The sequence below is a fragment of the Rhizobium sp. 01L419 genome (assembly GCF_056400025.1).
Genome location: NZ_JBFTSM010000019.1, coordinates 24,067 through 44,631, shown reverse-complemented (window position 1 = coordinate 44,631; position 20,565 = coordinate 24,067). Strand labels below are relative to the sequence as shown.

General features: G+C 60.2%; 15 protein-coding genes. 6 read left to right on the top strand and 9 right to left on the bottom strand.

From position 1 onward, the window contains the following. Positions 1-22 precede the first annotated feature (22 nt). Positions 23-325 (top strand): FAD assembly factor SdhE, encoded by a 303-nt coding sequence (locus AC1DUP_RS29495; RefSeq protein WP_113295561.1) that lies wholly within the window; start codon positions 23-25, stop codon positions 323-325. Continuing rightward, positions 322-3,828 (top strand): transcription-repair coupling factor, encoded by a 3,507-nt coding sequence (gene mfd, locus AC1DUP_RS29490; protein WP_477836250.1) that lies wholly within the window; start codon positions 322-324, stop codon positions 3,826-3,828. The genes AC1DUP_RS29495 and mfd overlap by 4 nt, the downstream gene beginning before the upstream one ends. 60 nt (positions 3,829-3,888) lie before the next feature. Here mfd and AC1DUP_RS29485 read toward each other — a convergent pair whose 3' ends face one another. Continuing rightward, positions 3,889-4,560, bottom strand: coding sequence for a DsbA family oxidoreductase (locus AC1DUP_RS29485; RefSeq protein ID WP_477836248.1), 672 nt, complete (start codon positions 4,558-4,560; stop codon positions 3,889-3,891). 126 nt (positions 4,561-4,686) lie between these two features. Next, the gene (locus tag AC1DUP_RS29480; protein WP_113510268.1) at positions 4,687-6,489 is read right to left on the bottom strand and encodes an extracellular solute-binding protein; all 1,803 of its coding nucleotides are present in this window, start codon (positions 6,487-6,489) and stop codon (positions 4,687-4,689) included. Between the two features lie 285 nt (positions 6,490-6,774). On the opposite strand from AC1DUP_RS29480, the gene AC1DUP_RS29475 reads away from it, so the two are divergent. Then, complete coding sequence (locus AC1DUP_RS29475; protein ID WP_113295557.1) at positions 6,775-7,446, top strand: invasion associated locus B family protein; 672 nt, start codon at positions 6,775-6,777, stop codon at positions 7,444-7,446. A 110-nt stretch (positions 7,447-7,556) separates the two neighbouring features. Here the strand turns inward: AC1DUP_RS29475 and hspQ are convergent, their stop codons facing one another. The 3 genes from hspQ to AC1DUP_RS29460 form a co-directional block, all read right to left on the bottom strand. Then, positions 7,557-7,886: a heat shock protein HspQ gene (gene hspQ, locus AC1DUP_RS29470; protein ID WP_477836246.1), complete on the bottom strand. Its 330-nt coding sequence runs from the start codon at positions 7,884-7,886 to the stop codon at positions 7,557-7,559. Positions 7,887-8,041: 155 nt separating this feature from the next. Then, positions 8,042-9,451: a type I glutamate--ammonia ligase gene (gene glnA / locus AC1DUP_RS29465; RefSeq protein ID WP_003559365.1), complete on the bottom strand. Its 1,410-nt coding sequence runs from the start codon at positions 9,449-9,451 to the stop codon at positions 8,042-8,044. 79 nt (positions 9,452-9,530) lie between these two features. Then, the gene (locus tag AC1DUP_RS29460; protein ID WP_003539626.1) at positions 9,531-9,869 is read right to left on the bottom strand and encodes a P-II family nitrogen regulator; all 339 of its coding nucleotides are present in this window, start codon (positions 9,867-9,869) and stop codon (positions 9,531-9,533) included. Between the two features lie 344 nt (positions 9,870-10,213). On the opposite strand from AC1DUP_RS29460, the gene AC1DUP_RS29455 reads away from it, so the two are divergent. Continuing rightward, positions 10,214-11,686: an NAD(P)H-hydrate dehydratase gene (locus tag AC1DUP_RS29455; RefSeq protein ID WP_477836242.1), complete on the top strand. Its 1,473-nt coding sequence runs from the start codon at positions 10,214-10,216 to the stop codon at positions 11,684-11,686. A gap of 4 nt (positions 11,687-11,690) precedes the next feature. Here the strand turns inward: AC1DUP_RS29455 and AC1DUP_RS29450 are convergent, their stop codons facing one another. Genes AC1DUP_RS29450 through uvrA form a run of 3 tightly spaced genes read right to left on the bottom strand, consistent with a single transcriptional unit; the run spans position 11,691 to position 15,922 of the window. Continuing rightward, entirely contained in the window at positions 11,691-12,497 is an 807-nt protein-coding gene (locus tag AC1DUP_RS29450; RefSeq protein ID WP_477836241.1) for a DUF72 domain-containing protein, read from the bottom strand. 24 nt (positions 12,498-12,521) lie between these two features. After that, on the bottom strand, positions 12,522-13,001 hold the full coding sequence (locus tag AC1DUP_RS29445) for a GNAT family N-acetyltransferase (protein WP_477836239.1): 480 nt from the start codon (positions 12,999-13,001) through the stop codon (positions 12,522-12,524). Then, positions 12,998-15,922, bottom strand: coding sequence for an excinuclease ABC subunit UvrA (uvrA, locus tag AC1DUP_RS29440; RefSeq protein WP_115035090.1), 2,925 nt, complete (start codon positions 15,920-15,922; stop codon positions 12,998-13,000). The genes AC1DUP_RS29445 and uvrA overlap by 4 nt, the downstream gene beginning before the upstream one ends. Before the next feature lie 256 nt (positions 15,923-16,178). Between uvrA and AC1DUP_RS29435 the strand changes: the two genes are divergently transcribed. Next, positions 16,179-16,751 (top strand): single-stranded DNA-binding protein, encoded by a 573-nt coding sequence (locus AC1DUP_RS29435; protein ID WP_113295551.1) that lies wholly within the window; start codon positions 16,179-16,181, stop codon positions 16,749-16,751. A 47-nt stretch (positions 16,752-16,798) separates the two neighbouring features. On the opposite strand, the gene AC1DUP_RS29430 is transcribed toward AC1DUP_RS29435, so the two are convergent. Then, positions 16,799-17,446, bottom strand: a complete 648-nt coding sequence (locus AC1DUP_RS29430; RefSeq protein WP_113295550.1) for a MarC family protein — start codon at positions 17,444-17,446, stop codon at positions 16,799-16,801. 225 nt (positions 17,447-17,671) lie between these two features. Here AC1DUP_RS29430 and gyrA point away from each other — a divergent pair, with 225 nt between their 5' ends. Beyond that, positions 17,672-20,473 (top strand): DNA gyrase subunit A, encoded by a 2,802-nt coding sequence (gyrA, locus tag AC1DUP_RS29425; protein WP_477836236.1) that lies wholly within the window; start codon positions 17,672-17,674, stop codon positions 20,471-20,473. Positions 20,474-20,565 lie beyond the last annotated feature (92 nt).

Sequence of the window (20,565 nt, the reverse complement as noted above, 5' to 3'; positions counted from 1 at the left end):
CATCAACAAGGAAGGTGATGCCATGACAGGAGTAACGCTCACGAGCGCCGGTCTCGATCCCCGACGCCGCCGGATTCTGTTCCGCTGCTGGCATCGCGGCATCAGAGAGATGGACCTTGTCTTCGGCCAATTCGCCGAAAATGAACTTCCCACCATGAGCGAAGCCGAGCTCGACGAGTTCGAGACGATCATGGCCGAAGAAGACAACGACCTCGTGCGCTGGATCATGGGAACCTGGCCGACGCCAGAGCATTTACAGACGCCCATGTTTGCCCGCATTGCAGCCTACAAACCCGATTTCGAGACCCCCAGGAAGCCGGAATGATCCCAGGTTTTGATGCCAGGAAGCTCGCAGCCGCCGCCGAGCCGCTGACGATCGGCAACGTGCCTGCGGGCATGGAGCCGCTACTGCTTGCCGAGCTCGCCCGCAGCGGCGAACCGGTCGCCTATGTGCTGTCGGACGGTCACCGCATGGCCGATCTGGAACAGATGCTGGGCTTCGTCGCTCCCGATATCCCGGTTCTGACGCTGCCGGCTTGGGACTGTCTTCCCTATGACCGCGTCTCGCCGAGCGCCGATACCTCGGCACGGCGCCTCGCGGCACTTTCCGGCCTGATCGCACACCGCAAGAAGCCGCATGCGGCAATCGTGCTGGTGACGGCCAATGCCATGCTGCAGAAGGTGGCGCCGCAGGATATCATCGAAAGCCTGACCTTCTCGGCGCGCCCCGGCAATCAGGTGCGCATGGAGGATATCGCCGGCCGGCTGGAGCGCAACGGCTTCGAACGCGTAGCAACGGTGCGCGAGGTCGGCGAATATGCCGTGCGCGGCGGCATTCTCGATGTCTTCGTGCCAGGCTCGGAAGAACCGGTCCGCTTGGATTTCTTCGGCGATACGCTGGAATCGATCCGCAGTTTCGATCCGGCAAGCCAGCGCACGATCGGCCAGGTCCGCTCCCTCGATCTCAATCCGATGAGCGAAGTGACGCTGACGCCGGATACGATCAGCCGTTTCCGCAAGAACTACCTCTCCACCTTTGGCGCCGCCACCCGCGACGATGCGCTCTACCTCGCCGTTTCCGAAGGTCGCCGCTATCCAGGCATGGAACACTGGCTGCCGCTTTTCTACGAGAAGCTGGATACGGTGTTTGATTACCTCTCCGGCTTCCGCATCGTCACCGATCACACGGTGCGTGAAGCGGCCGAAGAGCGCTCCAAACTCGTCTACGATTATTATGATGCACGCCTGAATTCCGGCCAGCCGGCCAAGGGCCCGATGGCGCAGGGCACGCCCTATAAGCCGGTCTCCCCCGGCCAGCTCTATCTCGACAGCAAGATCTTCGCGCACACGCTTGATGCGATCAACGCTATCAGGGTGTCGCCTTTCAACGAGCATGAGGGCGAGGCACGCCGCGTCGTCAATCTCGATGCGCGTCAGGGGCCGCGCTGGGCTCGCTCCAATGCCGAAGGCGGCGGCGATGCCGAACGCGTCAACGTCTTCGACGTCGTTGTCAAACATATTGCCGACAAGCGCGCCGGCGGCGCAAAGGTCGTCATTACCGCTTGGACCGAGGGTTCGCTCGAGCGCCTGCTACAGGTGCTGAACGAACACGGTCTTGAACGGGTCAAGCCGATCACCGCGCTGAAGGATCTCGGCGGCCTGGCAAAGGGTGAGGCGGCAGCGGCTGTATTCAGCCTCGAATCCGGTTTCGAGTCTGGCGATCTCATCGTCATCGGCGAACAGGATATTCTCGGCGACCGCATGGTGCGCCGCTCCCGCCGCCGGAAACGCGCGGCAGATTTCATCTCCGAAGTCGCCGGCCTCGACGAAGGTTCGATTGTCGTCCACGCCGAACACGGCATTGGCCGTTTCGTCGGCCTTCGCACCATCGAGGCGGCCGGTGCGCCGCATGCCTGCCTCGAGCTGCAATATGCCGACGACGCAAAACTCTTCCTGCCGGTCGAAAACATCGATCTGCTCTCACGGTTCGGCGGCGAGGGCACGGAAGTACAGCTCGACAAGCTGGGCGGCGGCGCATGGCAGATGCGCAAGGCCAAGCTCAAGAAACGGCTGCTGGATATGGCCGATGCGCTGATCCGCATCGCCGCCGAGCGCCTGACGCGCCAGGCGCCCGTGCTGACGACACCGGAAGGACTCTACGACGAATTTGCCGCCCGTTTCCCCTATGACGAAACCGAAGATCAGGAAAACGCCATCGAGGCTGTGCGGGGCGACCTCGGCGCCGGCCGGCCGATGGACCGCCTCATCTGCGGCGACGTGGGCTTCGGCAAAACCGAGGTTGCACTGCGTGCCGCCTTCGTCGCTGCCATGAACGGCGTTCAGGTCGCCGTCGTCGTGCCGACCACACTGCTCTCCCGCCAGCATTTCAAGACCTTTTCAGAGCGCTTCCGTGGCCTGCCGATCCGCATCCAGCAGGCCTCGCGCCTCGTCGGCTCCAAGGATCTGGCGCTCACGAAAAAGGAAGTGGCCGACGGCAAGACGGACATCGTCGTCGGCACCCACGCGCTGCTCGGCGCTGGCATCAACTTCGCCAATCTCGGCCTGCTGATCATAGACGAAGAGCAGCATTTCGGCGTCAAGCACAAGGAGCGCCTGAAGGAGCTGAAGAGCGACGTGCATGTGCTGACGCTCTCTGCAACGCCGATCCCGCGCACGCTGCAGCTTGCCATGACCGGGGTGCGCGAACTCTCGCTCATCACCACGCCGCCGGTCGACCGCATGGCGGTGCGCACCTTCATTTCGCCCTTCGATAGCCTCGTCATCCGCGAGACGCTGATGCGCGAGCACTATCGCGGCGGCCAGAGCTTCTATGTCTGCCCGCGCCTTGCCGATCTCGAAGATATCCACGCCTTCCTGCAGTCCGACGTGCCGGAACTGAAGGTCGCTGTCGCCCATGGCCAGATGCCGGCCGGCGAACTGGAAGACATCATGAATGCCTTCTACGAGGGCCGTTACGATGTGCTGCTCTCGACCACCATCGTCGAATCCGGTCTCGATGTGCCGACCGCCAACACGCTGATCGTCCATCGCGCCGATATGTTCGGCCTCGCCCAGCTCTACCAGCTACGCGGTCGTGTCGGCCGTTCGAAGGTACGCGCCTTCGCGCTCTTCACGCTGCCGGTCAACAAGGTGCTGACGGCAACCGCCGAACGCCGCCTCAAGGTGCTCCAGTCGCTGGACACGCTCGGCGCCGGCTTCCAGCTGGCAAGCCATGACCTCGATATCCGCGGTGCCGGCAACCTGCTCGGCGAGGAGCAGTCCGGCCACATCAAGGAAGTCGGCTTCGAGCTGTATCAGCAGATGCTGGAAGAGGCGGTCGCAGAGGTGAAGGGTGTCGACGAGATCCAGGATACCGGCTGGTCGCCGCAGATATCCGTCGGAACGACCGTCATGATCCCGGAAGGTTATGTGCCAGACCTGCACCTGCGCATGGCGCTCTACCGCCGCCTCGGGGAAGTGACCGAGCTCAAGGAAATCGATGGCTTCGGTGCCGAGATGATCGACCGCTTCGGCCCAATGCCGGTGGAGGTCCAGCACCTGCTGAAGATCGTCTACATCAAGTCGCTCTGCCGTACCGCCAATGTCGAGAAGCTCGATGCCGGCCCAAAGGGCGTCGTCGTGCAGTTCCGCAACAAGGAATTCCCGAACCCGGCCAATCTCGTCGGTTATATCGGCAAGCAGGGTGCGATGGCGAAGATCCGCCCCGACCACAGCCTGTTCCTGACACGCGACCTGCCGACCCCGGAAAAGCGCCTGCAAGGTGCAGCCGTCATCATGACGCAGCTTGCGGAACTCGCGAAAAACTAAGGGCAGCCCGGCGAAAACCGGACTGCCCGACTGAAGGCGTGGTTCTGATTGCAGGCGGCGTTAGTTCATCCCAGCGCGTGCTTCGGCCTTTGCTGCGGCAATTTCCCTGAGGGCGCCTGCCAGCACATCCGGCGTCTGAGCACCGCTGACGGCGTACTGCTGGTCGAAGATGAAGAACGGCACGCCGTTGACGCCCATGCGCTGCGCTGCGTCGATTTCCGAGAGGATGACGCTGCCGTCGGCGTCCGAAGCGAACAGGGCGGCAATGACGGAGCGCTGCAGGCCTGCCTTCTCGGCAATATCGAGCAGCACTTCATGATCGCCGACATTGCGGCCTTCCTCGAAATTGGCCTTGAAGAGCGCCGAGACGACTGCCTCCTGTTTCTGCCGGTCCTCGACACCAGCCCAGTGGATCAGCCGGTGCGCGTCGAGCGTGTTCGGTCCGATCTTGATGGCCTCGAAATTGAACTTGATGCCGACGTCGCGGCCATAGCCGGTCAGCATCTTGTGCGCCTCAGCCACGCGTTCGGCGCCACCGAGTTTCTGCTCCAGCATCTTTTTCTGGTCGACGCCTTCGGGCGGATAATCCGGGTTGAGGCGGTAGGGGCGCCAGTTGATGTCAACGCCGATTTCATCCTGCACCTCGGCGATCGCCAGCTCCAACCGCGCCTTGCCGAGATAGCACCAGGGGCAGACGACATCGGAGACAACGTCGATGGTGATGCGTTCCATTGTGATTCCTTGTTCTGCCATCCCTCAATGACGGTTGGCTCGATCGCATAGAAGATGTTTTCGACGATCTTTAGAGGAAGGCCGAGGCAAGAGAAAGGAAATAGAACGATGCGCCTGATGATGTGATTACTGCGCGCTCGTATCCCACCAGGTCTGCAGCTGATAGCCGTAGAGCGGGACGGCGTCGGGATGGCCGATGCGCTTGTTGCGCGCCACCCACTGCTGGTCGACGTGGTATAGGGGCAGCACATAATGGTTGGAGAGCAGCAGCCGGTCGTAGGAGCGCACGGATGCGGTGAAATCCTCGGCAGAGCGTGCCCGCAAGAGATGGTCGATCAGCGTATCGAGATTGGGATCGTTGGCCCCGGCGAAGCTGTCCGTGCCTTCACGCGTACGTGCAGCCGAAGACCAGCGGCCGAGCTGCTCGTTGCCGGGCGACAGTGACGAGGTATAGCTCTTCATGATCACGTCGTAGTCGAACGTGTTCGTCCGGCTCTGATACTGCGAATCGTCAACGGTCCGGATCGAGGCTGCAACGCCGATCGTCTGCAGCGAGCGCTGATAGGCGACAGCAAGTTTTTCCTGGTCGGGATTCTGCGTCATGATCTCGAAGGCAAGCGGCTTGCCGCTTGCATCGACCATCTTGCCATTCTTGATCGTATATCCCGCTTCCTTGAGGATATCGACCGCCTGTTTCAGCACCTTGCGGTCGCGTCCTGAGCCGTCGGTCACAGGCAGCTTGTAACTGCCGTCGAGAATGGCGGGATCGATATGGTCCTTGATCGGTCCAAGCAGCGCCAGTTCACGGGCATCCGCCGGCACGCCGAAACTTGAGAGGTCAGAGTTTTGCCAGAAGCTCTGCGTGCGTTTGTAGGCATCGGAATAGAGATTCTTGTTGGCCCATTCGAAGTCGAAGACCAGCGACAGGCCCTCGCGCACCTTGATGTCAGCAAATATTGGCCGACGCGTATTGAAGACGAAGCCCAGCATGCCGCTTGGCAGTTTTGGCTCGAACACATCCTTCAGGACGGAGCCTGACGTAGCGGCCGGGAAATCGTAGGCATTGGCCCAGTGCCCGGGATTGCCGTCAAGGTAAAGGTCGATGTCGCCTTTCTTGAAGGACTCGAACAGTGTCGTATCCTGCAGGAAATACTGCACGCTGATCTGATCATAATTGTCCATGCCGACCTTGGCTGGAATATCCTTGCCCCAATAGTTCGGATCACGCTCGTATGTGATGCTCTCGCCGGGCTTGAGGCTTTTCACTTTATAGGGGCCGGATCCAACAGGCGGCGTCAGGGTCGTGCGATCGAATGTTTCCGCATTGATCACATGCTTCGGCAGGACCGGAAACAGGCCGAAGATCAGCGGTGTTTCGCGATCGGCCTTGTCATTGAAGGTGAAACGCACGCTGTGTTCGCCGACCTTTTCCATCTTGGAAACAACATCGAGGCGTCTGGAAAATGGCGGACGACCTTTGTCGCGCAGCAGCTCGAAGGAGAAGATGACATCCTCCGGCGTCACAGGCTGTCCATCCGACCATTTGGCCCTTGGATTAAGATTGAACTGAAGAAAGGTGCGATCCTCGTCCCATTCCACAGTTTCCGCCAGCAGGCCGTAAAGCGTGAAAGGCTCGTCACTGGAGCGTTGCAGCAGCGCCTCATAGACAAGATTGCCGAACTGCGGGTCCCACATGCCACGCGCCGTTGTCCGGTTGCTCTTGATGATGAAGGGATTCAGGTTGTCGAATGTGCCGACAACGCCATAGGTGATTTTCCCGCCCTTCTTCACGTCGGGATTGACGTAAGGGAAGTTCTTGTAATCGGCAGGCAACGCCGGCGCACCGTGCATGGCGATACCATGCACTGGCTCCGCGGCGACGGCACCGGCGACAAGGATGAAAGCGGCGAGAAGGGCGATCCGGAGCATTGCTGAAATTCCTTGATGCGCGGCAATGGGCACGATTCGCCGGAAGGGTAACATGAGAGCACGCAATTCCAACCGCAACCGCCGCTTTCTTTACCTATGTGCCAAAATGCCCGCGAAATTGCCAAAGAAATGCTGGATATCTTCGACGCTGCGATGTAACACGTGACCCGAAGTTTTGGGGTCATGCATTTGCCTTATTTTTTTAAGAGGTGGAGTGCCGAACGACCCGGTGGTTGGGGCGGCCGAACGTAGCCCCGCAACGGATATCAGGAGACGGAATTCGTTATGATGTTCAAGTCTGAAAAGAAAATGCGGGCAGCACTGTCCGTTATGGCAGTGGTTTTCGGCGCTTCGGCTCCGGTCTCGTCCTTCGCACAGGATGCGGCGGCCCAGGCGCCGGCAGCGTCGGCTGACGCTCCCGCACAGGCCGTCGGTGCACCGCGCCTCGGCTGGTACAAGACCTGCAGCAAGCAGGAAGACAACGACATCTGCGTTGTTCAGAACCTGGTTCTCGCAAACGGCGGCCAGCTCGTCACGGCGGTTGGCCTGATTTCGGTTTCCGGCAAGATCAATCGCAAGATCCTTCAGGTCTCGGTTCCGGCCGCACGCCTGATCCCCCCGGGCATCGCGATGCAGATCGACGGCGGCAAGGGCCAGAAGCTCGACTACGCCGTCTGCCTGCCGGACAAGTGCACGGCTGAAATCCCGCTGACGGACGCCATGATCGCAAGCCTCAAGAAGGGCAGCGACGTGGTCTTCACCTCGATCAACTTCCGCCGCGCTCCGAACCCGATCAAGGTTTCGCTCGAAGGCTTCACCGGCGCTTATGACGGCGAACCGGTGTCCGAATCGAAGCTTGCCGAAAGCCAGCGCAGCCTGCAGGACAGCATGCAGAAGAAGGCTGAAGAAGCCCGCAAGAAGCTGGAAGACGCCCAGAAGGCAGCAAAGGCCCAGTAATCGGGGACTTTCAGGAATTCACGGAAAACCCGGCTTCAGGCCGGGTTTTTTGTTGCCAAAGAAAAGGCCCCGCGATGCGGGGCCTTGTTATTGAGGTTATGTCATCCGACTTAGTGGGCGAAGCTCATCTTGGGTTTGAACTGGCCTGTCGGGCCGCGGTCGAAGATTTGCTCGACCTGCGGATTGCGAAGCGGCGTATCGCTTTCATCGCTCATCAGGTTCTGCTCGGACACATAGGCGACATACTCACTGTCGTCGTTCTCCGCAAGCAGGTGATAGAACGGCTGGTCCTTGCTGGGGCGGACTTCCGCGGGAATGGAATTCCACCATTCTTCCGTATTCGCGAACTCCGGATCAACGTCGAAGATGACGCCGCGAAATGGAAAAACCTTGTGCCGAACCACTTCGCCTATACTGAACTTTGCTATTCTTTCTTTCATGGTACGACTTCCTTTCTCACCTGATCTGGTGATCGGTCCCCCACAAATCAAGATTTTTGCGGGATTTCGTCACATGACTGTCATGTCTGTCCATCGGTCCTCATGGCCTCCGGTTCGGAAAAAGCCCCGGCGAACCGGGGCTTCCATGTCTCGTCTTATGCCGAGTAGTACATGTCGTATTCGACGGGATGCGGTGTCATTTCGAAGCGCATCACCTCGGCCATTTTCAGTTCGATGAAGGCGTCGATCTGGTCGTCGTCGAAGACGCCACCGGCCGTCAGGAACTTGCGGTCCTTGTCGAGGCTTTCGAGTGCTTCACGCAAGCTACCGCATACGGTCGGGATCTTCTTCAGTTCTTTCGGCGGCAGGTCATAGAGATCCTTGTCCATAGCCTTGCCGGGATGGATCTTGTTCTTGATGCCGTCGAGACCTGCCATCAGCATGGCAGCGAAGGCGAGGTAGGGGTTGGCGGTCGGATCCGGGAAGCGAACTTCGACGCGCTTTGCCTTCGGGTTGGTGCCGAACGGAATGCGGCACGAAGCCGAGCGGTTGCGGGCGGAATAGGCCAGCAGAACCGGTGCTTCATAACCCGGAACGAGACGCTTGTAGGAGTTCGTCGACGGGTTGGTGAAGGCGTTGATTGCCTTAGCATGCTTGATGATGCCGCCGATGTAGTAGAGGCAGGATTCGGAAAGACCCGCGTATTCGTCGCCGGCGAAAGTTGGCTTGCCGCCCTTCCAGATCGACTGATGGACGTGCATGCCCGAGCCGTTGTCGCCGAAGATTGGCTTCGGCATGAAGGTTGCCGTCTTGCCGTAGGCATTGGCGACCTGATGGACGACATACTTGTAGATCTGCATCTTGTCGGCGTTGCGAACGAGCGTATCGAACTTGATGCCGAGCTCGTGCTGGGCAGCAGCCACTTCGTGGTGATGCTTTTCGACGACGACGCCCATCTCGGAGAGAACCGTCAGCATTTCCGAACGCATGTCCTGGGCGCTGTCGACAGGCGGAACCGGGAAATAGCCACCCTTGACGCGCGGACGGTGGCCGAGGTTGCCGGTCTCGTAGTCGGTGTCGTCGTTCGACGGCAATTCGGTGGAGTCCAGCTTGAAGCCGGTATTGTAGGGATCGGCCTTGTACTTGACGTCGTCGAAGACGAAGAATTCAGCTTCCGGGCCGACGAAGATCGTGTCACCGATGCCGGACGCCTTCAGATAGGCTTCGGCCTTCTTGGCGGTGCCGCGCGGATCGCGGTTATAGGCTTCGCCGGAAACCGGGTCGAGGATGTCGCAGACGATGACCATGGTCGACTGGGCAAAGAACGGGTCCATATGCACCGTTTCGGTGTCTGGCATCAGCACCATGTCGGACTCGTTGATGGCCTTCCAGCCGCCGATCGAGGAACCGTCGAACATGACGCCATCGGCGAACATGTCTTCATCGACGCAGACGACGTCCATCGTTACGTGCTGCAGCTTGCCCTTGGGGTCGGTAAAGCGCAGGTCGACGAACTTTACGTCGTTTTCCTTGATCTGCTTCAGGATTTCGCTAGCGGTCGCCATTAGATGCTTCCTCTGTTTTGTGATGACGTTACGTTATGTGCGATGAGGATGGGTGAGCTTCGCCGACAGGCAAAGCTGATCAGATGGCATCGATACCGGTTTCACCGGTACGGATGCGGATGACCTCTTCGACGTTGGAAACGAAAATCTTTCCGTCGCCGATGCGCCCCGTCTGCGCGGCCTTGCGGATCGCGTCGATGACGGCTTCCGCGTTTTCATCTGCGAGCACGACCTCAACCTTCACCTTCGGCAGGAAATCGACGACATATTCTGCGCCGCGGTAGAGTTCGGTATGGCCCTTCTGGCGACCGAAGCCCTTCGCTTCCGTGACGGTGATACCCTGCAGTCCGACTTCCTGAAGGGCTTCCTTCACCTCGTCCAACTTGAAAGGCTTAATGATCGCTTCGATCTTTTTCATGAGAAAATGTCTCTCCGCTTCTCCCGTTAAAGCAGGAACTGTCCCGCTCGCGGGATATGATGCAGATATCGTGCCAGTTTGAAATCCGTCTTGCGCAAAAAATCGCGGAATTTTATGCGTGCAGCCCTGTTTGCCTGAGTTTCCGTGTCGTTTTAATGAAAAACCAAGTGAACAAGACCGCATTTATGATAAAAATCCCGCGAAATTCAAAAAAATCCTGCTGTCCTCGATTTTGTAAGATGCAATTCGAGTCGATTAAAAAACAGGCAAATGCTTAAAATTCGTTCTTTTGTTTTGGCAATAATGCGGTTGTTTTTTAGGCGCTTTTTCAATTGAATGGGGGCATGAGCAAACATCTTTCCGATCTCCTCCTGGCGCCTGTCGAAATGGCTGCGGCCGATAAGGCCGCCGCCGAATCCGGAATCGATTCCTATGGCCTGATGGAGAAAGCGGGGGCCGCGGTGGCGGCTGCGGCTTTGCGCCTTTATCCAGGCGCCTCGCGCTTTGCCGTCCTCTGCGGTCCCGGCAACAATGGCGGCGACGGCTATGTCGTCGCCCGGCTCATGGTGGAGAGCGGTGCGCGGACGGAGATCTTCCATCTCGGCGATCCGGCCAGGCTGAAGGGTGACGCAGCTCGGGCGAGGGCTGCCTCTACGCTGAAGGGACAGGATATCGGCGACTATGATCCGCAACTAGGCGATATTGTTATCGATGGTCTCTTCGGGGCCGGCCTCGCGCGCGATGTTCCGGCCGATGTGGCTCATCTGATTGGCAAGATCGACGCTGCCAATATTCCCGTGATCGCCATTGACCTGCCATCCGGTCTCGACGGGCGCACCGGCAGCGTGCTCGGCGCTGCCTTCCGCGCGACACATACCGTGACTTTCATGACCCGCAAACCCGGCCATCTGCTGATGCCGGGCAGGGAGCTCTGCGGAGAGCTGGAAGTCTTCGATATCGGTATTCCGGGACGTATCATCAGGGCGCAGACGAGCGGCCTCGTAGCCGAGAACACGCCCGCTGCCTGGCGCGCCACCATGCCTGCCGAGCGGGTAGAGACTCACAAATACAAGCGCGGCCATCTCGTCGTGTTTTCAGGAGAGGCGAGCAAGACAGGGGCAGCCCGCATGTCGGCCATGGCGGGCCTGAAGGCTGGGGCAGGGCTGGTGACCATAGCGGCGCCGACTGAAGCTCTTGCCGCCAACGGCGCTCATCTGACTGCCATCATGCTGCACGCCATCGACGATGCGGCTGCATTGGAGGATTGGCTCGGGGATGCGCGCCTCCAGACCTTCGTTCTCGGGCCCGGTTTCGGTATCGGAAAGAAGGCCCGCGATTTTGTGTCCCTGCTGTGCGACCGCCATCTCATTCTCGATGCCGACGGCATCAGTTCCTTCAAGGATGATCCGAAGGTGCTTTTCGAGCTGTTCGCAGGAGAACCGCGCCTCGTACTGACGCCGCATGACGGCGAGTTCGCCCGCCTCTTTCCCGATATCGCCGCCGACAAGAAGGCAGGCAAGGTGGACAAGGCGCTTGCCGCTGCTCGTCGCGCCAACGCAGCGGTCATTTACAAGGGCGCCGATACCGTCATCGCCTCGCCGGACGGCCGGGCGCTGATCAATACCAATGCACCGGCCTGGCTCGCGACCGCCGGTTCGGGCGATGTACTTGCGGGCATCATCGGCGGCCTGCTCGCCCAGGGCCTGCCGGCCTTCGAGGCAGCGGCGGCTGGCGTCTGGCTGCATGGAGAAGCGGGGCAGCGCGCCGGCAAGGGGCTGACCGCCGAAGATCTCGCCGCGCACGTGCTGCCTTTTTGAGCGATCAGCCGTCAGTTTGTTTCTGCAGGGCGATTGCCCCATGCGGCGCATTGACCTTGCCCTCATGGATCATGAAGGCAAAGACGTCGCGCGGCTCGACCTTGACCTTCCTGTCCTTGTCGATCAGCGGCAGATCGTCGGGAACCTTGCCCTCGGCCCATATCTGAAGCCGCTGGGTCCAGTCCTTCAGCTCTTTTTCCGGATAGCAGGTCGGAATATCGTCCGATCCCTTCTGCAGCCGCGTATAGACGAAATCCGCCGTCACGTCGGCAATCATCGGATAGTCGAAATGCTCGGCGCAGACGGGCGCCACGCCGTATTTCTCAAGAAGTGCCACGAATTCCGGCACCTTGAAGGAGTCGTGGCGGACCTCCACGACATGGCGCAGCTTCAGCCCGTCCTGCTTTTCCGGCAGTAGCTTCAGGAAGGCTTCGAAATCATCGGGCTCGAATTTCTTCGTCGGTGCGAACTGCCAGAGCAGAGGGCCGAGATGATTGCCGAGTTCGCTGATACCCGACGACAGGAATTTCTCCATCGACTCCCAGGCTTCGGCAAGCACCCTCCGGTTTGTGGTGTAACGCGTTGCCTTCAGCGAAAAGATGAAACCGTCAGGCACGTCGGCGGCCCATTTAGCGAAGACTGCCGGCTTCTGCGTGCTGTAATAGGTGCCGTTGACCTCGATAACCTTAAGCTGGCGGCTGGCATAGTTCAGCTCGTCCTTCTGCTTGAGGTCGGCCGGAAAGAAATGGCCGCGCCACGGCTCGAAAGTCCAGCCGCCGATGCCCACGCGGATCGTGCCCGATTTGCTCATCTGTTCCTCCTCGCTTGCGATCCCCTAGATCGCGCCAACCTTCTTTGACCCGTCGACCGTCTTTGCCATGTCGACGATGGTCCATCCTGGCCGATAGGGATTGGGCCGGCGACCCGTTTCCTGAAAACCGAAGGCGCAATAGAGCGCAATGTTCCGCTCCATGCGCGCATTTGTATAAAGCCGGATCTCCGGCACGGCCCATTCCCGCGACTTGTCTTCCAGCCAGCGCAGCATGGCCACGCCATGTCCCGCCTTCTGAGCGTCAGGCGATACCGCGATACTGAAAAGCATCACGTGGTCGGCGTGGCGCTCGATAACGGAAAGTCCCACCACCGCGCGGTCCGCCTCCCGCAGCCAGACCTCGCCTCGCTCGATGCGCGGCACATAATCTTCCGTCACCGGGACCGGCGGATAGCCGAAAAGATCGGTATAGGGCTGATAGGCAGCCGATGTCAGCGCCACGACCGCAGGAAGTTCCGCAATCGTGGCGAGCCGCATCGTCATTCCGCTGCTGCGACCGTCTTCTTGACCGGCCGCCGCTCCAGCAACTCCTTGAGGAAATGGCCGGTATAGGAGCGCTTCTCCTTGACGATCGCCTCGGGTGTGCCGACGGCCACGATCTCGCCACCACCGTCGCCGCCCTCAGGACCGAAATCGAGGATCCAGTCGGCCGTCTTGATGACCTCGAGATTGTGCTCGATGACCACGACAGAATTGCCCTGATTGACCAATTCGTGCAGCATCTCCAGAAGCTTGGCGACGTCATGGAAGTGCAGGCCGGTGGTCGGCTCGTCGAGAATATAAAGTGTGCGGCCCGTCGAACGCTTCGACAATTCCTTGGCGAGCTTGACGCGCTGCGCCTCGCCGCCCGACAGCGTATTGGCCTGCTGGCCGACCTTGATGTAACCGAGGCCGACATCGAAAAGTGACTGCAGCTTGTCACGTACCGCCGGGACCGCGGTGAAGAATTCGACGCCTTCTTCCACCGTCATGTCCAGCACGTCGGAAATCGACTTGCCTTTGAAGGTGACATCGAGCGTTTCGCGGTTGTAGCGCTTGCCGTGGCAGACATCGCAGGTGACATAGACATCAGGCAGGAAATGCATCTCGATCTTGATGACGCCGTCGCCCTGGCATGCCTCGCAGCGGCCGCCCTTGACGTTGAAGGAGAAGCGGCCCGGCTGATAACCGCGCGCTTTCGCCTCCGGCAGACCGGCAAACCAGTCGCGGATCGGTGTGAAGGCGCCGGTATAGGTCGCCGGGTTCGAACGGGGTGTGCGACCGATCGGCGACTGATCGATGTCGATCACCTTGTCGATATGCTCGAAGCCATCGATGCGATCGTGATCGGCAGGGATTTCACGCGCACCCATGACGCGACGCGCCGCCGACTTGTAAAGCGTCTCGATCAGGAAGGTGGACTTGCCGCCGCCCGAAACACCCGTCACCGCCGTAAAGACGCCGAGCGGAATTGCCGCCGTGACATTCTTCAGATTGTTGCCGCGGGCGCCGACGACCTTGATCTCCTTGCCCTTCTTCGGCTTGCGGCGTTCGTCGGGCAGGGTCACGCCAAGTTCGCCGGAGAGATACTTCCCGGTCAGCGACTTCGGATTGGCCATGATTTCCTGCGGCGTGCCATGCGCCACTACCTGGCCGCCATGCACGCCGGCTGCCGGGCCGATATCGACCACATCGTCGGCCGTCAGGATCGCGTCCTCGTCATGCTCTACGACGATGACCGTGTTGCCGATGTCGCGCAGGTGCTTCAGCGTGTCGAGAAGCCGCGCATTGTCGCGCTGGTGCAGGCCGATCGACGGCTCGTCGAGTACATAGAGAACGCCGGTCAAGCCGGAGCCGATCTGCGAGGCAAGCCGGATACGCTGGCTTTCACCGCCTGACAGCGTACCGGAATTACGTGACAGGCTGAGATATTCGAGGCCGACATCGTTCAGGAACCGCAAGCGGTCGCGGATTTCCTTGAGAATGCGCACGGCAATCTCGTTCTGCTTGGCGTTGAAGGTTGCCGGCAGCGTCTCGAACCAGTCGCGAGCGATGCGGATCGACATCTGAGTGACTTCGCCGATATGCAGCTTGTTGATTTTCACGGCGAGCGCCTCCGGCTTCAGGCGATAGCCGTTGCAGGACGGGCAGGGGGCTGCCGACATGAAGCGCTCGATATCCTCGCGCGCCCAGGCGGAATCCGTTTCCTTCCAGCGCCGTTCGAGATTGGGCACGATGCCCTCGAAATTCTTCGAGGTCGTGTAAGTGCGTGCGCCGTCGGCATAGTGGAATTCGATCTTCTCCTCGGTGCCGTTCAGGATGACATCCCGGGCCTTTTCGGGGAGATCGTTCCAGCGGCTGCCGAGCTTGAAGCCGAAATGCTTGCCGAGCGCTTCGAGCGTCTGGTTGTAGTAGGGCGAGGTCGACTTGGCCCAGGGCGCGATGGCGCCGTCGCGCAGCGTGCGCTCAGGCTCAGGCACGATCAGATCAGGGTCGATCTTCTGCTGTGAGCCGAGACCGTCGCAGGTCGGGCAGGCGCCGAAGGGATTGTTGAACGAAAAGAGCCGTGGCTCGATCTCCGGAATGGTGAAGCCGGAAACCGGGCAGGCAAACTTTTCCGAAAACAGCACACGCTCATGCGTCTCGTTGAGCGACTTGTTGGCCGAGCCGCCGGCCGAGGTTTCTTCGGGCGGAAGCGGCTTGTCGGCGAATTCGGCAACGGCAAGGCCGTCGGCGAGCTTCAGCGCCGTCTCGAAACTGTCGGCAAGGCGCGATGCCATATCCGGTCGTACGACAATACGGTCGATGACAATATCGATATCGTGCTTGTACTTCTTGTCGAGAACAGGCGCATCGGCGATCTCGTAGAACTGGCCGTCCACCTTGACGCGCTGGAAGCCCTTTTTCATGAGCTCCGCCAGCTCTTTCTTGTACTCGCCCTTACGTCCGCGGATCATCGGCGCCAATATATAAAGACGCGTGCCTTCCTCGAAAGCCAGTACCCGATCGACCATCTGGCTGACCGTCTGGCTTTCGATCGGCAGGCCCGTCGCAGGCGAGTAGGGAACGCCGACGCGCGCAAACAAGAGGCGCATATAGTCGTAGATTTCCGTAACCGTGCCGACCGTCGAGCGTGGATTGCGCGAGGTCGTCTTCTGCTCGATCGAGATCGCCGGCGACAGCCCGTCGATCTGGTCGACATCGGGCTTCTGCATCATTTCCAGGAACTGGCGCGCATAGGCCGAAAGGCTTTCGACATAGCGGCGCTGTCCCTCGGCATAGATCGTGTCGAAGGCAAGCGAGGACTTGCCGGATCCGGAGAGGCCGGTCATGACGATGAGCTTGTTGCGCGGCAGATCGAGGTCGATGCCCTTCAGATTATGCTCACGCGCGCCACGGATGGAGATCGTCTTCAGTTCGCTCATCGTCTCTGCTTCAAGTCGTTTGGGGGGATAACAGCCCTTATGTAGTGATGCCGGTGGGCGAGTCGAGGCTGAATGTCCGGAACAACAAAGGTTTTCGATTCTGTTGACAGGATCATAGCGAATAAATAGAACAAATAAAGAACAAAATTCCTTGTGGATTAAGCGGGGCTGGATGCGCACCGCTTGTCCTCTATGGTTTAGAGTATGTCGATGGTTTTGAACGCCGCCGGTCAGGGCGGCAGTAAGGTGAAATGATATGGCTGGCAGTGTGAACAAGGTAATTCTGATCGGAAACGTGGGCGCCGACCCCGAAATCCGCCGTACGCAGGATGGCCGGCCGATCGCCAACCTCCGCATCGCGACGTCTGAAACATGGCGCGACCGCAATTCCGGCGAGCGCCGCGAAAAGACAGAATGGCACACCGTAGTGGTCTTCAACGAAGGCCTCTGCAAGGTCGTCGAGCAATATGTGAAGAAGGGCGCCAAGCTTTATATCGAAGGCGCGCTGCAGACCCGCAAGTGGCAGGACCAGACTGGCGCCGACCGCTACTCGACGGAAGTCGTGCTGCAGGGCTTCAATTCGACGCTGACGATGCTCGACGGGCGCGGAGGTGAGGGCGGCGGTGCTGGCTCCGGCTTCGGCGGCGGCCGTGGCGGCGACGATTTCGGTGGCGGCGGTTATGGCGACGATTACGGTGCGCCGGCGCAGTCATCCGGCGGTGGCCGTAGCGGTAGCGGTGGTGGACGTAGTGGCGGAAGCAGCGGCGGCGGTAGTAGTGCCGGCGGCGGCAACTTCTCGCGTGATCTCGACGACGACATTCCGTTTTGATCGGTCTTGTTCAGTAGTCTTGCAAACGGCGCCCGAGGGCGCCGTTTTCATGTCGGTGTGGCGCTGATCAGGTTGAGCGCCGATTTTGCCCCATCGATAACGAACTGGGCGGCAAGCGCTGCCAGGATGACTCCGAGAAGACGGGTCAGGATTGCCCGGCCCGTGACGCCGAGGAAGCGGTCTAGCCGGTCGGCGAGGAAAAGCACCACCAACGTGATCAGCAAGCAGGCCGCGATAACGCCGATCAGTTGCGCCCGCTCGACGGTGGAGGGAAGGGTGCCTCCCAGCAGGATCGTCGCGGAAATGGCGCCCGGCCCGGCAATCAACGGCAGTGCCAGCGGGAAGACGGCAATATTCTCGATATGATCCTTGGTAATCGCCACTTCTGTGGTCTTTTCCTTACGGTCCTGGCGCTTCTCGAACACCATTTCGAAAGCGATCCAGAACAGCAGCAGGCCGCCCGCCAGCCGGAAGGCACCGATGGAAATGCCGAGCACGCCGAGCACGCTGGAGCCGAACAGTGCGAAGACGGCCAGGATGATGAAGGCGATGGTCGAGCCGCGCAACGCCACCTGCTTGCGCTCCTGGCGGGTCATGCCGACAGTGAGACCGAGAAAGAGCGGGGCGAGCCCCGGCGGATCGATGGTGACGAGCAGCGTCGTAAACGCGTTGATCAGTTGGTCGGCGCTTGCCATCGCTTCTCCAAAACCCCATATAGATGCTTGTTTTTGATGATTGTGATGTGCGGCTTCCGATTTGGCAAATGCATGGTCGCTGATTGTCTCCTACCCACGGGCAAATGGCGCGATTTGCCCTCTTTCGACCGCAAAAGCCTGTTCAAAACCCCTGGCTAAATTGGCGCGGGAACAGGCTTTCCGCTATAAATCTTCAAGTGATTCTAGAAGAGAACGTGAACCGTTTTGACTGAGCAAACACCCCCCGGCGGCGGGAAGCTCCCGCCAGGCATCGAGCCCATCTCCATTATAGAGGAAATGCAGAGGTCGTACCTCGATTACGCGATGAGCGTAATCGTGTCCCGCGCGCTTCCCGACGTGCGTGACGGCCTCAAGCCCGTGCACCGGCGCATTCTCTACGGCATGTCCGAACTCGGCATCGACTGGAACAAGAAATACGTCAAATGCGCCCGCGTCACCGGTGACGTGATGGGTAAATACCATCCGCACGGCAACGCTGCGATCTATGACGCGCTCGCCCGCATGGCGCAGCATTGGTCGCTGCGCCTGCCGCTGATCGATGGCCAGGGTAATTTCGGCTCCGTCGACGGTGACCCGCCGGCGGCCGAACGTTACACCGAATGCCGCCTGCAGAAGGCCGCCCATTCGTTGCTCGACGACCTCGACAAGGAAACGGTCGATTTCCGCGACAACTATGACGGCACGCTCTCCGAGCCGATGGTCGTGCCCGCGAAGTTCCCGAACTTGCTGGTCAACGGCGCTGGCGGCATCGCCGTCGGCATGGCGACCAATATTCCGCCGCACAACCTGTCTGAGGTCATCGACGGCTGCATTGCGCTGATCAACGATCCGGCGATCGAGCTGCCGGACCTGATGCAGATCATTCCAGGTCCGGATTTCCCGACCGGCGCCAAGATCCTCGGCCGCGCCGGCATCCGTTCGGCCTATGAAACCGGCCGCGGTTCCGTCATCATGCGCGGCGTTGCCGCCATCGAGCCGATGCGCGGCGATCGCGAACAGATCATCATCACCGAAATTCCCTATCAGGTGAACAAGGCGACGATGATCGAGAAGATGGCCGAGCTGGTGCGCGAGAAGCGCATCGAAGGCATTTCCGATCTGCGCGACGAGTCCGACCGTCAGGGCTACCGCGTTGTCGTCGAGCTGAAGCGCGATGCCAATGCCGACGTCATCCTGAATCAGCTTTACCGCTACACGCCCCTGCAGACCTCCTTCGGTTGCAACATGGTGGCGCTGAACGGCGGCAAGCCGGAACAGCTGACGTTGCTCGACATGCTCCGCGCCTTCGTCTCCTTCCGGGAGGAAGTCGTTAGCCGGAGAACCAAATTCCTGCTTCGCAAGGCGCGTGAACGCGCGCACGTCTTGGTCGGTCTGGCAATTGCCGTCGCCAATATCGATGAGGTCATCCGCGTCATCCGTCAGGCGCCCGACCCGCAGTCGGCCCGCGAAGAACTGATGACCCGCCGCTGGCCGGCGGAAGATGTCGAAAGTCTGATCCGCCTGATCGATGACCCGCGTCATCGCATCAACGAGGACCTGACCTACAATCTCTCGGAAGAGCAGGCCCGCGCGATCCTCGAGCTCCGCCTTGCCCGCCTGACGGCCCTCGGCCGCGACGAAATCGGTGATGAACTCAATAAGATAGGCGAGGAAATCAAAGACTATCTCGATATCCTGTCGTCGCGCGTCCGCATCCAGACGATCGTCAAGGACGAGCTGACCGCGGTCCGCGACGAGTTCGGCACGCCGCGTCGCACCGAGATCATCGATGGTGGTCTCGAGATGGATGATGAGGACCTCATCGCCCGCGAAGACATGGTCGTGACCGTCTCGCACCTCGGTTACATCAAGCGCGTGCCGCTCGCGACCTACCGCGCACAGCGCCGCGGCGGCAAGGGCCGCTCGGGCATGACCACCCGTGACGAGGATTTCGTTAGCCGGCTATTCGTGGTCAATACCCATACGCCGGTTCTGTTCTTCTCCTCGCGTGGTATCGTCTACAAGGAAAAGGTCTGGCGTCTGCCGATCGGCACGCCGACTTCTCGCGGCAAGGCGTTGATCAATATGCTGCCGCTGGCGTCAGGCGAGCGCATCACCACCATCCTGCCGTTGCCTGAGGACGAAGACAGCTGGGACAACCTCGACGTCATGTTCTCGACGACGCGTGGTACGGTCCGCCGCAACAAGCTGTCGGACTTCGTCCAGGTGAACCGCAACGGCAAGATCGCCATGAAGCTGGACGAGGAGGGCGACGAAATCCTCTCCGTCGAGACCTGCACCGATCAGGACGACGTCCTGCTGACGACCGCGCTCGGCCAGTGCATCCGCTTCTCCGTCGATGATGTCCGCGTCTTTGCCGGCCGCAACTCCATCGGTGTGCGCGGTATCAATCTCGGGGATGGCGACCGCATCATCTCGATGACGATCGTCGGCCATGTCGACGCCGAGCCGTGGGAGCGCGCTGCCTATCTGAAGCGCTCTGCCGTCGAACGTCGTGCAACGGGTGTGGATGAAGAAGATATTGCCCTGGTCGGTGAAGAAGTCACCGAAGAGGGACAGCTTTCCGACGAGCGTTATGAAGAGCTGAAGGCACGCGAGCAATTCGTGCTGACGGTTTCGGAAAAGGGCTTCGGCAAGCGGTCGTCTTCTTATGACTTCCGTATCTCCGGCCGCGGCGGCAAGGGCATTCGCGCTACCGATACGTCGAAGACAGGTGAAATCGGCGAACTCGTCGCCGCATTCCCGATCGACGACGGCGATCAGATCATGCTCGTCTCCGATGGCGGCCAGTTGATCCGCGTGCCTGTTGGCGGCATCCGCATCGCCAGCCGCGCGACCAAGGGCGTCACGATCTTCTCGACCGCCAAGGATGAGAAGGTCGTTTCCGTCGAGCGTATCAGCGAGCCGGAAGAGGAAGAGACGGCGGAAAACGGTGACGAAGCTGCCGTTTCCGAAGGCGAAGCTCCTGCTGCGGGCGAAGCCGACGAAACCCCATCGGCTGAATAATTCAGCACTTTCTCATTGCAGACCGGGCGGCCTCTGCCGCCCGGTTTTTTATTGCGCTATGAAGGACTTGCCGATTCGTCCGGAGGGGGAAT

Coding starts and splice junctions, on each gene's coding strand:
- AC1DUP_RS29435 (WP_113295551.1), top strand. CDS start 16,179: ATGGCTGGCAGTGTGAACAAGGTAATTCTGATCGGAAACGTGGGCGCC.
- hspQ (WP_477836246.1), bottom strand. CDS start 7,886: ATGAAAGAAAGAATAGCAAAGTTCAGTATAGGCGAAGTGGTTCGGCAC.
- AC1DUP_RS29460 (WP_003539626.1), bottom strand. CDS start 9,869: ATGAAAAAGATCGAAGCGATCATTAAGCCTTTCAAGTTGGACGAGGTG.
- uvrA (WP_115035090.1), bottom strand. CDS start 15,922: ATGAGCGAACTGAAGACGATCTCCATCCGTGGCGCGCGTGAGCATAAT.
- AC1DUP_RS29480 (WP_113510268.1), bottom strand. CDS start 6,489: ATGCTCCGGATCGCCCTTCTCGCCGCTTTCATCCTTGTCGCCGGTGCC.
- AC1DUP_RS29430 (WP_113295550.1), bottom strand. CDS start 17,446: ATGGCAAGCGCCGACCAACTGATCAACGCGTTTACGACGCTGCTCGTC.
- AC1DUP_RS29455 (WP_477836242.1), top strand. CDS start 10,214: ATGAGCAAACATCTTTCCGATCTCCTCCTGGCGCCTGTCGAAATGGCT.
- AC1DUP_RS29450 (WP_477836241.1), bottom strand. CDS start 12,497: ATGAGCAAATCGGGCACGATCCGCGTGGGCATCGGCGGCTGGACTTTC.
- mfd (WP_477836250.1), top strand. CDS start 322: ATGATCCCAGGTTTTGATGCCAGGAAGCTCGCAGCCGCCGCCGAGCCG.
- AC1DUP_RS29445 (WP_477836239.1), bottom strand. CDS start 13,001: ATGACGATGCGGCTCGCCACGATTGCGGAACTTCCTGCGGTCGTGGCG.
- AC1DUP_RS29475 (WP_113295557.1), top strand. CDS start 6,775: ATGATGTTCAAGTCTGAAAAGAAAATGCGGGCAGCACTGTCCGTTATG.
- AC1DUP_RS29485 (WP_477836248.1), bottom strand. CDS start 4,560: ATGGAACGCATCACCATCGACGTTGTCTCCGATGTCGTCTGCCCCTGG.
- AC1DUP_RS29495 (WP_113295561.1), top strand. CDS start 23: ATGACAGGAGTAACGCTCACGAGCGCCGGTCTCGATCCCCGACGCCGC.
- glnA (WP_003559365.1), bottom strand. CDS start 9,451: ATGGCGACCGCTAGCGAAATCCTGAAGCAGATCAAGGAAAACGACGTA.